The 12,380-nt window shown below is 34.3% G+C and carries 11 protein-coding genes; 8 read left to right on the top strand and 3 right to left on the bottom strand.

The genetic code is table 11. The features are described 5' to 3' along the window. Positions 1–166: 166 nt before the first annotated feature. Positions 167–1,858 carry a gamma-glutamyltransferase gene (ggt, locus tag ABD745_RS15075; protein WP_344831601.1) on the bottom strand — a complete coding sequence of 564 codons (1,692 nt, stop codon included), beginning with the start codon at positions 1,856–1,858 and terminating at the stop codon, positions 167–169. 172 nt (positions 1,859–2,030) lie between these two features. On the opposite strand from ggt, the gene ABD745_RS15070 reads away from it, so the two are divergent. From ABD745_RS15070 to ABD745_RS15060, 3 genes are all read left to right on the top strand, one after another. Beyond that, positions 2,031–4,886, top strand: coding sequence for a TonB-dependent receptor plug domain-containing protein (locus ABD745_RS15070; RefSeq protein WP_344831599.1), 2,856 nt, complete (start codon positions 2,031–2,033; stop codon positions 4,884–4,886). A gap of 116 nt (positions 4,887–5,002) precedes the next feature. Continuing rightward, a complete protein-coding gene (locus ABD745_RS15065; RefSeq protein WP_344831597.1) occupies positions 5,003–5,956 on the top strand; it encodes an NAD-dependent epimerase/dehydratase family protein in 954 nt (317 codons plus the stop codon). 85 nt (positions 5,957–6,041) lie between these two features. Further along, complete coding sequence (locus ABD745_RS15060) at positions 6,042–6,794, top strand: polysaccharide deacetylase family protein (RefSeq protein ID WP_344831595.1); 753 nt, start codon at positions 6,042–6,044, stop codon at positions 6,792–6,794. A gap of 295 nt (positions 6,795–7,089) precedes the next feature. Here the strand turns inward: ABD745_RS15060 and ABD745_RS15055 are convergent, their stop codons facing one another. Both ABD745_RS15055 and ABD745_RS15050 read right to left on the bottom strand, forming a co-directional pair. Then, positions 7,090–8,295, bottom strand: coding sequence for a metallophosphoesterase (locus ABD745_RS15055; protein WP_344831593.1), 1,206 nt, complete (start codon positions 8,293–8,295; stop codon positions 7,090–7,092). Between the two features lie 68 nt (positions 8,296–8,363). Next, positions 8,364–9,431 carry a 3-oxoacyl-ACP synthase III family protein gene (locus ABD745_RS15050; protein WP_344831590.1) on the bottom strand — a complete coding sequence of 356 codons (1,068 nt, stop codon included), beginning with the start codon at positions 9,429–9,431 and terminating at the stop codon, positions 8,364–8,366. 103 nt (positions 9,432–9,534) lie between these two features. Here ABD745_RS15050 and ABD745_RS15045 point away from each other — a divergent pair, with 103 nt between their 5' ends. From ABD745_RS15045 to ABD745_RS15025, 5 genes are all read left to right on the top strand, one after another. Next, positions 9,535–10,104, top strand: a complete 570-nt coding sequence (locus ABD745_RS15045; RefSeq protein ID WP_344831588.1) for a hypothetical protein — start codon at positions 9,535–9,537, stop codon at positions 10,102–10,104. A gap of 3 nt (positions 10,105–10,107) precedes the next feature. Continuing rightward, complete coding sequence (gene ubiE / locus ABD745_RS15040) at positions 10,108–10,839, top strand: bifunctional demethylmenaquinone methyltransferase/2-methoxy-6-polyprenyl-1,4-benzoquinol methylase UbiE (RefSeq protein WP_047398256.1); 732 nt, start codon at positions 10,108–10,110, stop codon at positions 10,837–10,839. 3 nt (positions 10,840–10,842) lie between these two features. Further along, complete coding sequence (gene porT, locus ABD745_RS15035) at positions 10,843–11,625, top strand: type IX secretion/gliding motility protein PorT/SprT (protein ID WP_344831583.1); 783 nt, start codon at positions 10,843–10,845, stop codon at positions 11,623–11,625. A 139-nt stretch (positions 11,626–11,764) separates the two neighbouring features. Continuing rightward, a complete protein-coding gene (locus ABD745_RS15030; protein WP_047398258.1) occupies positions 11,765–12,067 on the top strand; it encodes a hypothetical protein in 303 nt (100 codons plus the stop codon). After that, a complete protein-coding gene (locus tag ABD745_RS15025) occupies positions 12,067–12,354 on the top strand; it encodes a cell division protein ZapA (RefSeq protein ID WP_047398259.1) in 288 nt (95 codons plus the stop codon). The genes ABD745_RS15030 and ABD745_RS15025 overlap by 1 nt, the downstream gene beginning before the upstream one ends. Positions 12,355–12,380: the final 26 nt, after the last annotated feature.

The following is a 12,380-nucleotide window of genomic DNA, read 5'->3' as shown; positions in this document are numbered from 1 at the left end:
CCGAAACTAAAGCTGTTTAAATTGATAAATGCTTCGAGAGCTTCGGCATGACATTTCTAATACTAACTGTAATTTAATATTAACTGTAACTGTTATATTAACCGTAAACTTTAGCGATGTCATGCCGAAGCTCTCTAAGCATTATTGATATGTCCTTTTACTTAAATTATTCCACTGCCACAGAATCATCGCCGCGGCCATCGGCTACCGCATGAATATTTCCGTTGTCATCAATTAAAATCATTTCGGTTCTTCCGATCTGATTCCAATTTTCGGCTTTATAACCTAATTTTTCTAAATCTTTAATGGTAGTTTCAGGAAAATTTTTCTCAAAAGCAACACTTTCCGGAAGCCATTGATGATGAAACTTTGGAGAATTTACAGATATATTTGCATTTAGTTTAAAATCAACCACATCGACAATAGATTGATAAACAGATGTCGGAATCGTTGTTCCTCCCGGAGTTCCGACAACCATATAAGGTTTTCTGTTTTTTAGAACAATTGTTGGAGTCATCGAAGAAAGCATCCTTTTATTGGGCTGAATGGAGTTTGCTTCTCCACCGACAGCTCCAAACATATTCGGAACACCCGGTTTTATGGAGAAATCATCCATTTCATTATTTAGGAAAAATCCGGCTCCTGAAACAACAACCTTGCTTCCATATAAACCATTTAAAGTGGTAGTTACGGCAGCTGCATTTCCATCTTTATCGATTACGGAAATATGGGTAGTTTGTGTAGATTCTTTAGGTTGTTTAATAATTTTTCCAACTTCCGAACTTGGGGTTGCTTTGTTAAAACTAAAACTTTTCCATCTTTTTTTTAAATATTCATCAGAAATTAAGTAAGAAGTTTTATCATTAATAAAATCAGGATCGCCCATATATTCTGCTCTGTCGGCGAAAGCTCTTCGTTCGGCTTCTACCATAATTTGAACGGCTTTTGTGGAATTCTGTTGATATTTTTCCAAATTTTCATAACCGGACATTTTCAACATTTGAGCTAGCAAAATTCCGCCGCTTGAAGGCAATGGCATGGAAACTATCCTGTTTCCCTTATAATCAAATTCCAAGGCTTTCCTTTCTGCAACTTTATAATTTTTAAGATCTTCTAAAGTGATAATTCCGTTTCCTTTTTTCATTTCTGAAACCAAAAATTCGGCAGTTTTCCCTTCATAAAATCCTTTTAAACCTAATTTTTGAATTAATTTTAATGTTTCAGCCAATTCATTCTGAACCAAAATATCTCCTGCTTTCCAAGGTATATTCTTTACAAAAACTATTGAAGATTGGTTGTGTTTTTGAAAATATTCTTTGCTTGTATTTAATAAATCAGCTTCCTGTTCGGTTATTGCAAATCCTTTTTCGGCTAAATCAATTGCAGGTTGAATTAATTGATCCATTGGAAGTTTGCAGTATTTCAGTGTTGCAAAAAATCCGGCAACACTTCCCGGAACTCCAACTGCCAATCTTCCGTTTTGAGAAAGATCTGTATCTGCTTTTCCGTTTTTATCAACATACATATCGTGAGTTGCTTTTTTAGGAGCAGTTTCGCGATAATCAAGCGTAAATTTTTCACCGTTGTTTTTAACACCAACTAAAAAACCGCCGCCACCGATGTTTCCGGCTTGAGGATAAACAACTGCCAAAGCATATTGTGTGGTGACAATCGCATCGTAAGCGTTTCCGCCCATTCTCAGAATTTTTGCTCCGGCTTCACTTGCAAGAGGATGTGCTGAAACGACAACGCCTTTATTTTTTACTTTAGCCTCTTTTACTATATTAAATGAAATAAATTGGGTAAAATAAGTACTGTATGTGGCCAATAAAATAATTGTTGTAAGTATTTTTTTCATCTTAATTTTAAATAAGGTTTAAATTTTTCTATAAATATGATATTTATGTTAATTATGTTAAATTAATTGATTAATTTATAGTATATCGATTGTTTTATTTTTGATTTTAATGTTTAATTGATTTTTTATTGCTATGTTTGAAAAATTAAATATAATGTAAAAACATAAAGGTATGAAGAAAAATTATCAGAAAATTATTTCGATAGGTGTGTTGTTTTTTATTTCTACAGGTCTAAGTGCTCAGGTAAGTGATACATTGAAAACTAAGACGGTAGAAGAGGTTAAGATAACAGTGGGATCCAGAAACAAGAGTCGTGTTGCTACGGATACTCCGGTTCCCGTAGATGTTATTAACATAAGTTCACAATCGGTGTTAAGTCCTCAGACGGATCTTAATCAGATCTTAAACTATGCTGCACCTTCATTTACTTCAAATTCTACTACAGTTGCAGATGGAACGGATCATATAGATCCTGCTCAGCTCAGAGGATTGGGTCCGGATCAGGTTCTTGTTTTGCTAAATGGAAAAAGAAGGCACACTTCTTCATTGGTTAATATTAATGGATCGCCGGGAAGAGGATCGGTAGGAACAGATCTTAATGCAATTCCGGCTTTTGCTATTGAAAGGCTTGAAGTTTTAAGAGATGGAGCTTCTGCTCAATATGGTTCAGATGCTATTGCAGGAGTTATTAATGTTATCATGAAAAGAAATACAAAGAAATTGACGGCTGCAATTACAGCAGGAGGATTCAATTCTAAAGGTTCGAATGATCATTCCGGAGGTTGGGATGGCGAAAAATACCAACTTGATCTTAACTATGGTACCAATTTAGGGAAAACCGGGTTTATAAATTTTACCGGTAGTTTAATGAAGAGAGATGATACGGGAAGAGCAAGGGCAAATACATCTAATATTTTTAATGCTTATAATGCAATAGAACAGCGTGCTTTAAATGATGGAATAAATATTTCTTCACTTTTTGGCAATATTAATAGTGCTCCGAACTCCAGTCAGATTTTAAGCTACATAAGGCAATATTCTCAAGGGGTGTCCTATTTTACTGCACAGCAATTAAGTCAAATTCAAAATGCAAATACGATTTCTGCCATGCAGACCGCATTGAATTTTGATGTTACAAATAATGAATTGGCATATAGAGGACTAACACGAGATGATTTTAATATGAGAGTAGGGCAGTCGAAACTTACAAGTGGGCAATTGTTTGTAAATTCTGAATTTGATATTACTTCCGCAATCAGAGGATATGCTTTTGGAGGTTATTCTTACAGGAGCGGGAATGCAGCAGGTTTTTACAGATTGCCAAATCAGAACAGAACATCTACTTCCATTTATCCTAATGGTTTTCTGCCGGAAATTTCTTCAGATGTTATTGATGTGTCGTTTGCTGCAGGTTTCAAAGGGAAGTTGGGTAATGTAAGTTATGATATAAGTAATACTTTTGGAAAAAATACTTTCGATTATACAATTGAAAATACAGCTAATGCAAGTATGATGTATCCAAGTAAAACAAGCTTTGATGCAGGAGGGTTAGGTTTTTCCCAAAATACGATCAATGCAGATTTTGATACTAAATTTGATTGGCTAAAAGGATTTAATCTTGCTTTCGGAGGTGAAGCGAGATTCGAAAATTTTAAAATTAATAATGGAGAAGAGGCTTCATGGGCGCTTTATGATATTAATGGTAATATACAGAATTCTACAACAGCTGCTTCCTTAAAACCTACCGATTTCTATGGGAACAGCAGACCCGGAGGTTCTCAGGTTTTTCCTGGATTCAGACCTGAAAATGCTTTAAGTAAAGGAAGGCATTCTATGGCTCTCTATGTTGACACAGAATTGGATATTACGGATAAATGGCTTGTAAGTGCGGCTTTGAGATATGAGAATTATTCGGATTTTGGTTCTACATTTAATTATAAAATAGCTACCCGTTATAAAATTTCAAATACTTTTAATTTTAGGGCAGCACATTCCACAGGGTTCAGAGCTCCATCTTTACAGCAGATGTATTTTAATTCCACTTCTACACAATTTGTGGGAGGTGTTCCTTTTGAAGTGGGTACTTTTTCTAATGATTCAAAAGCGGCACAGATTTTAGGTATTCCACAATTGAAGCAGGAGGAATCTAAGAGTTATTCGGCGGGGTTTACTGCTAAATTTCCGTCTGCTAAGCTCAGCGTAACCTTAGATGGTTATTATATCAGAGTGAATGACAGGGTTGTTCTTACCGATCAGTTTTCAAGACCAACGGGAACTTATGCAGATGGTACTCCTCTCAGAAATTTGCAGTTGGCTTTTGATGCGGCAAATGCTACTGCAGCTACATTTTTTGCTAACGCAATTGATACACAGACTAAAGGAATGGAAGCTGTGATTTCTCATAAAACTTTTATAGGTAAAGTTTCACTGAATTCAGATTTGGCTGTTACAGTTTCTAAAACAAATAGAATTGGAGATATTCATGGCTCTGATGTTTTGGTAAATGCGGGGCAGATTAACAGGTATTATTCTGAAGCCAGCAGGGTTTATGTTGAAGAAGCTATCCCAAGATTCAAAGCCTCTTTAAATAATTCATTGGAAATAAATAAATTAAGCTTTCTTCTAAGGAATGTTTATTTTGGCAAAGTTACAGATCCGAATGTTGTTGATGTAAATGGAGATGGAATAGTACAGGCGGAAGTGATTAACGGACAAGCTATCGAAGTGGAGCATCCGGTTTGGGGAGGAAAAATTATTACAGATTTTTCTGTTGGGTATAATTTTTCAAAGTCATTTAAACTTACAATTGGAGCTAATAATATTTTTGATGTTTATCCGAATGAAAATTATGGTCCGGTAACGGCTAAGAGAGCCACGGGATTAGATGGTAATGGAAATATCGTTTATTCTGCTTCTCCTGCTACTATTGACTTGTCAAACTCCAATCAATTTGTTTATTCGAGAAATGTTTCTCAGTTTGGAATGAATGGTAGATTTCTTTTTGCGAGAATAAATGTGAGTTTCTAAATATTGTTTTTGAAGTGTAATGAAAAAAAGGTGTGTTTTGCGCACCTTTTTTATTTTGGTTGGCTTGATTTTTTTACTTTTGCGGAATCTAATAAATAATAGTAAAGAAATATACTATGGAAAAAATACTTATTACAGGTGCTTTAGGACAGATCGGCACTGAGCTTACAAACAGGCTTGTTGAGATCCACGGAGCAGATAATGTTGTAGCTTCGGGGCTTGACAGATGGCAAAAGGGAATAACTGCAGCCGGACATTACGAAAGAATGGACGTTACGAATACTCAGTTGGTAAAACAGGTAATCAAAGATTATGAGATTACAACGGTATATCACTTGGCTTCATTGTTGTCCGGAACTTCAGAAAAGCAGCCGATTTTTGCATGGAAATTAAATCTTGAGCCTCTTCTTCATTTCTGCGAATTGGCGAAAGAAGGTCTTCTTCAAAAGATTTTCTGGCCAAGTTCTATTGCTGTTTTTGGAAAAGGAATTCCAAAGGAAAATGTTGAACAGGATGTGGTTTTAAATCCGACAACCGTTTATGGAATTTCTAAAATGGCAGGCGAAAAATGGTGTGAATATTATTTTGACAAGTATGGAGTAGATATAAGAAGTATCAGATATCCGGGATTGATTTCATGGAAAACTCCGGCCGGTGGTGGAACAACTGATTATGCTGTTGAGATTTTCTATGAAGCGATTGAAGAAGGAAAATATACTAGTTTCATTTCTGAAAATACTGGAATGCCGATGTTGTATATGGACGACGCTATCAACGCAACATTGAAATTAATGGAAGCTCCGAAAGATAGTTTAACCGTTCGTTCTTCTTATAATTTAGGTGGAATGTCTTTCACTCCAAAACAATTGGCGGAGGAAATAAAAAAAGAAATTCCAGAATTTACAATCGATTATAAACCGGATTTCAGACAACAGATTGCAGATTCGTGGCCGGCCTCAATCGACGATTCTGTAGCTAAAAAAGATTGGGGATTGACTTACGATTTCGGAATTTCTGAAATGACAAAAGACATGATCAAGAATCTTAAAGTGAAATTAGGTAAAAATTAATTTATATAAAGTTAAACTTTAATTAAAATACATTTTAACATCTGATTTTTAATTTATTATAAAATTTATCTAAAATTTAATTTAAATGATATTATTCACTTTTAACATCTTGAATATTGAAGCTGATACCAAAAATGGTGTCCAGATTTCCGATGATGAAAGACTGAAAATTTCACATGATAATACAAAAGCTATTCTTAGGATTTTAGATATTCATGATGTTAAAGCGAGTTTTTTTGTAGAGATTTCTATCGCTCAAAAACTTCAAAATTTAATAAAAGCAATTTCATCCAAAGGGCATGAAATTGCTTTTTATAATAAAAATTCTACTCTTCAGGAAATTGAAGATGCAAAGAAATTCACACAGGAATTTCTGGAAAAACAAATCAAAGGAGTTCGTCAAAAAGATTTTAAGTTATCTCAAGACAGCTTGAAAATGTTGGAATTTAATTATGTTTCCAATATCGATAATGCAGATATTCTTTTTCCTTTTAAACGTTTGAAAAGAGATACGGAAATCACAGAAGAGGATGGATTAAGTATTGTTCCGGAAAGTATTTCACCTTACAGTCAATTGCCTTATAATGATTTTGTGTTTCAGGTTTTGCCGATGAAATATTATCAGAATATGGTTTTTGAAACGTTGAAGAAAGATGAATTTGTTTTGATTTATTTAAATTCTTGGCAGTTTACAGATTTCAGTAAATATCAATTCGATATTCCATTTTACAGAAGATTAAATTTGGGCAGAAAAATGGAGGACAAATTAGATGCCCTCCTTACCTGGATCAACGAGAAGGAGATGGCTACTTCCCGTATGAAAGATTATATTTTTTAATAGGTTGCAGGAATTAGGTAAGTAAAAACTCTAAATTTTGAGCCCTTAATGTATTTGTGCTTAGAAAATTAATTTAAACGCAAAGATTTAATTATTCAAATCGTTGATTTCAGAGAGCAAAGGCAAATAAATTTGCTTCGCGAAGCTGAAAACGATAGCTTAATCAATCAATACATTGATTCACCTTCGCTCCCTTAAAATGGAGTTTTTAAAATAAAATCTTTGCGTTAAAAATTCGCAGATTTTGCAGATTCAATAGGTTTCTGTGCAAATCCGTGAGATCAGTGGGAGAAAATTAAGCCAATTCAAAAAGCGTAATCTCCGGTAAAACCCCGACTCTCCCCGGATAACCCAACACTCCGAAACCTCTGTTTACATAGAGCATTTTTCCTTCGCTTTCATATAAATCCGCCCATTTTGGATATTTGTATTGAACTGGTGACCATTTGATGTTTTTCAGATCTAAACCGAACTGCATTCCATGAGTGTGTCCCGAAAGTGTCAAATGGATGTCTGTAGGGTGTTTTTTAACCACATAATCAAAATGAGTAGGGTCATGGCTCATTAAAATTTTTGTAGCATCTTTTGGAACGTCTTTCAAAGCATCATCCAGTCTTCCGAACTGAGGGAAAGGTTTTAATCCCCAGTTTTCAACACCTAAAATGTATAGTTTTTCACCGTTTTTCTCAATAATTCTGTGTTCGTTTCGAAGCATGTCAAATCCTGCCTGTCTTTCGTATTCGATCAAAGTTTCAAGGTTTTTCTTTTTTTCATCTAAAGAACTCCAGTTTACATAATCGCCATAATCATGGTTTCCAAGAACTGCTAATTTCCCGTCTTTCGCTTTAATTTTTGAAAATAAAGGAATAAATGGTTTGAATTCATCTGCCACATTATTTACCATATCTCCCGTGAATAGAACCAAATCAGGATTTTGTTCGTTGATTAAATTAATCGCATGTTCCAATTTACTAGGATCGGTGAAGCTTCCACTGTGAACATCCGAAATCTGCACAATTTTGTATCCTTTGAAGCTCTCTGGAAGATTAGTGAAATTAATTCTTACTCTTCTCACCTTGTGACGGTATTTTCCAAATGTAATTCCGTCGATGAAAAGGGCAGAAAGCACTCCTCCTAACCCTAATCCGGCTAAACTCAGAAACTTTCGCCTTTCAGGGAAAAAATGATCGGCAGATCCTGTTAATCCGATTAGATAACTTCCGGTTCTGAAAATATCATCAATTAATAAAAATAAAACAACGAAAACTTTAGGTAAAATGAAAACCAAAAAAAGAGAAATCATAATCTGAGCTCTCACCATACTTTTGTCCGCTCTGTTAAAATGCGTAACCTCGTAAGCGAAAATCCCATAAATAGCTAAAGAAATAACCCAATAGCCGATTTTTATCCAGGAATTATCCGTTAAAGTTCTTATCGCCTGATAAATATACACTTCCAAAAAAAGGAAGACTGCCGCAATAAATAAAAAATTTCTTTGCATAATTAAGGTTAAAAAAAGCACAAAGAATAGTTTCCCTGTGCTTTTTTATATTTTAAATTAAATAATTATTAAGGAAATCTATAAACAATAGCATTGATGTTCATTCCGGCACCTACCGAAGTCATCACAATGTTACCTTTTTCTTTAAACGTTTGACCGTCCATTTTTCCTTTAATTATTAAATCAAACATCGTAGGAATTGTTGCTACAGATGAATTTCCAAACATTTGGATCGTCATTGGCGATATTGCATGGTCGTAATCTTTCACATCATACAGCCTGTGAAGCCTGTCGATCATAGCGTAATCCATTTTAGCATTTGCCTGATGAATTAATATTTTGTTGATGTCTTCAATAGAAAGTCCTGCATCATCAATTGTTTCTTTAATTGCCACAGGAACATTTTTAAGAGCGTACTCATAAATTTTTCTTCCCAGCATTCTGATAAATGGCTTGTCTCTGTCAACTTCTTTGTTTAAAGAAGGTCCGCTTACCAGATACTCCAATTCAGGACCATTGTCGCAGATTGTATTGTGAGCGATAATTCCTACATTTTCTTCATCAGTAGCTTTTACCACAACTGCACCAGCTCCATCTGCAAAAATCATTTTATTTCTGTCGAAAGGGTCCGTTACTCTGCTTAAAGTTTCGCTGCCTACTACAAGAATAGTTTTAGCAACCTGGGCTTTAATTAAATTATCAGCCAAAATCATTGCTTCCACCCATCCCGGACATCCGAAAATCATATCGTAAGTGATACATTTTCTGTTTTTTATACCCAAATGGTTCTTCACTCTTGCTGCCATATTAGGCATAAAGTTTACAAGTCCACCCGTATTTACCTCTCCAAAATTACTTGCGTAAATAATATAATCTATTTCCTCAGCATCAACTTTTGCATCTTCGATAGCAATCTTTGCAGCTTCGTAGCCAATTCTAGAGTTCGAAAGATCGTCTTCAATATATCTACGTTCCTCAATTTCTGTAATTTCTACAAATTTTGAAATGATTTCCTCGGTAGGTTTTTCAATTTTTTCACCTTCATCCGTATAGAATTCAGAATCTAAAAAATAATCTCTACCAATAACTCTATTAGGAATATAAGATCCAGAACCAATAATGATCGTATTCGGCATTCGTTTAAATGATTTTTTTTAAGGATGCAAAGTTAATAATTAATATTAATAACAAAGAATTAAAAATATTATTAAATTTGCAAAAATTGTACTTTACAATCCTATGAAAAATAATCCGTCCTTAAAAGGCTTACTTATTGCAGTTGTGGCGTTTATCGTTGCCTTTGGGATCTACTTCCTTTTTTTAGCAAAAAAGAACTCTTACGTGGTAGATAATCCTACTCCCAATACATTTTACTATAAAATTAATAACGGTTCGGAAGGAACTATTGCAGGAGGGCAAACTGTTCCGGTAGATCTGAACAAGGGCAAAAATTCAATTAAAGTTTTCGATCAGAATAAAAAATTATTGTTCGATTCTGCGTTTGAAGTAAATAAGATCCGTGGCTTAATTAATATTGCACATCAGGATTATTACATTAATGATCAATATTATGGATACAATCTTAAAAAAGATTCATTACTTTTGGCATTGGATAAGACTGTGATCGACGGAAAAGCATATTATGGAGGTGCAAAGCGCTTCAAGAAATTATTTACCGATGATTTTTACTATAATGTGGATGAAGATTACGACAAAGTGATCAAAAATATTCAGCAGATAGAATCAAGATCAAAAATTTTCAGAAAACAGGATTACCTTAATTATTATAAAGAATATTACAAGTTTTAAGTTTTGACAAAAGATATTACTAAAATTACACCCTACAATTCTGAAGCTACAAAGAAGAGCCAGGTAGAGGATATGTTCGACAATATTGCACCGAAATACGATCTTCTGAATCGTGTTTTATCTCTGAAAATTGATGTTTTGTGGAGAAATATTTTGGTGAAATGGATGAAAAATGATAATCCGCAGGAAGTGCTGGATGTGGCTACAGGAACGGGAGATCTGGCAATTACGATTGAAAAAGGAATAGGTTCAAAAGTAATTGGTTTAGATTTATCGCAACAAATGTTAAATGTTGGCGTTATTAAAATAAAAAAACTTAAATTAGACGGCAAAATTTCCATGCAAAAAGGGGATGCAGAAAATTTACCTTTCGAGGACAATAGATTCGATGCTGTTTCCGTTGCATTTGGAGTAAGGAATTTTGAAAACCTTACCAAAGGTTTAGCAGAATTAAGAAGAGTAGTTAAGGATAACAAGAGTGTTTACATACTGGAGTTTTCAAAGGTTGAGGGGTTTCTGGGACCATTTTATATGTTTTATTTTAAAAATATATTACCTGCCATCGGCAGACTGGTTTCCAAAGATAACAGGGCGTATACATACCTTCCGGATTCTGTAAATGCTTTCCCTTTTGGGGAAAAGATGAGACAAATTCTTTTAGATACAGGATTTAAAAAAGTTGAATATAAAAAACTTAGTTTAGGTATAGCCACAATTTATAAAGCAACAAAGTAACCTATGAATAAATTTTTATTAAGAGCACTGGTTTTAGCCTCAGTAAATGTTGCAGTTTTAGCAAACGCGCAATTCAGAACCCGTAACAGAATGGATAAGTTGGAAGACTTTGACGAGCAGAAATTCAGTTGGGGTTTTTATCTGAATGGTAATAAACTAGACTACCGTATCGTTTTGAATCCTAGATATGGTATGAATAATAATCAAAATCTTGTTACTTCTAAAGAAAGTTACAGTTTCGGTGCCGGTTTGATCGCAAAATGGAGACTGAACGACTTTTTAGATTTAAGATTAGAACCAGGGTTACAATTTGGTCAGAGACAATTGACCTTCAATACGCAGTCGAACGACCAGTATGCTGCCGGAACTTTGACGAACGATCCCTTTATTCCGATACCATTAACGGAAAAGGACAGGGTAAGAGAAATTAAAACAACTTTGGTTGACGTTCCTGTGTTGTTAGAATTTCACGGAAACAGATGGTACAATTCAAGACCTTATGTTGCAGCAGGGGTGAACTATATTGTAAATCTTCAGTCGAATTCAGATTCTACTGATGACAACATGCAGCAGGTTTTCAGATCTACAACGCATAATTTTGCTTGGTCTGCTGAGATGGGTATTCAGTTTTACTTTAATAAATTTAAGTTAACACCGGCAATCAGAGGTACATTTATCATGAACAACGAGATCGTTGCTGATAATGCAACTACACCTCCTTATTGGACGTCTGCAATGTCTACTTTACAGACAAGAGCAGTGTTTTTTGTGTTGAAATTTGAATAAGAAAATTTCTTAAAAATAAAGAAAGGAGGTGCAAAAGCATCTCCTTTTTTGTTGTGCTATCAAAATATAGAGCGTTTTATTTTTGTTAGTATTAATATTTTGTTATTTTTGCTAATAGTTAGAATATATAAAACCTGAAATGCTTCAAGATTTAGAAAACAATTTTTCAGAATTAGAGAAAAAGATTTTACTATTACAAAAGAATTATAAAAATCTTACTGAAAAGTTCTCGGAATTAAATATTGAGCATGAAGACCTTAAGAAGAAATATGATGAGGAAAGAAAAAAAGGTCAGGTATTAGCAGAAGAACAAAAAAATATAAAACTTTATTCAGCAATATCAGGAAATCCTGAACACAACAGGTTGATGAAAAATCATATCAACAGATTGGTAAAGGAAATAGATTTCTGTATTGCGCAGCTTCAAAACAGTGGATTATAATGGAGGTAAGAAGAATAACCATCAACATTGCAGGAAGGGTGTATCCGCTAAACGTACCGGCAGCAGAGGAAGAAACTCTGCGTAAAGTAGGGAAGCAGATTGAAAGTATGATTAAAGATTTTGAACAAAATTTCGATGTGAGAGACAAACAAGATGCTTTGGCAATGTGTGCCCTGAAATTGGGAACAAATGCTGAAGTAGTGTCTATGAACTACGATAAAACAATAAATTCAACCAACGAAAGATTAACGCAAATAAATCAATTGTTGAACGAAACAGGGAAATAGATTTTTTCCCACAGGACTGCCTACAA

This window comes from Chryseobacterium ginsenosidimutans (assembly GCF_039536845.1).
GTDB lineage: Bacteria > Bacteroidota > Bacteroidia > Flavobacteriales > Weeksellaceae > Chryseobacterium > Chryseobacterium ginsenosidimutans_B.
The sequence above is the reverse complement of the archived record's forward strand: the minus strand, read 5'-3'. Positions and strand labels throughout refer to the sequence as shown.

Excerpts from the sequence above, each read along its gene's own strand:
- ggt (WP_344831601.1), bottom strand. The coding sequence starts at position 1,858 with ATGAAAAAAATACTTACAACAATTATTTTATTGGCCACATACAGTACT.
- ABD745_RS15070 (WP_344831599.1), top strand. The coding sequence starts at position 2,031 with ATGAAGAAAAATTATCAGAAAATTATTTCGATAGGTGTGTTGTTTTTT.
- ABD745_RS15065 (WP_344831597.1), top strand. The coding sequence starts at position 5,003 with ATGGAAAAAATACTTATTACAGGTGCTTTAGGACAGATCGGCACTGAG.
- ABD745_RS15060 (WP_344831595.1), top strand. The coding sequence starts at position 6,042 with ATGATATTATTCACTTTTAACATCTTGAATATTGAAGCTGATACCAAA.
- ABD745_RS15055 (WP_344831593.1), bottom strand. The coding sequence starts at position 8,295 with ATGCAAAGAAATTTTTTATTTATTGCGGCAGTCTTCCTTTTTTTGGAA.
- ABD745_RS15050 (WP_344831590.1), bottom strand. The coding sequence starts at position 9,431 with ATGCCGAATACGATCATTATTGGTTCTGGATCTTATATTCCTAATAGA.
- ABD745_RS15045 (WP_344831588.1), top strand. The coding sequence starts at position 9,535 with ATGAAAAATAATCCGTCCTTAAAAGGCTTACTTATTGCAGTTGTGGCG.
- porT (WP_344831583.1), top strand. The coding sequence starts at position 10,843 with ATGAATAAATTTTTATTAAGAGCACTGGTTTTAGCCTCAGTAAATGTT.
- ABD745_RS15030 (WP_047398258.1), top strand. The coding sequence starts at position 11,765 with ATGCTTCAAGATTTAGAAAACAATTTTTCAGAATTAGAGAAAAAGATT.
- ABD745_RS15025 (WP_047398259.1), top strand. The coding sequence starts at position 12,067 with ATGGAGGTAAGAAGAATAACCATCAACATTGCAGGAAGGGTGTATCCG.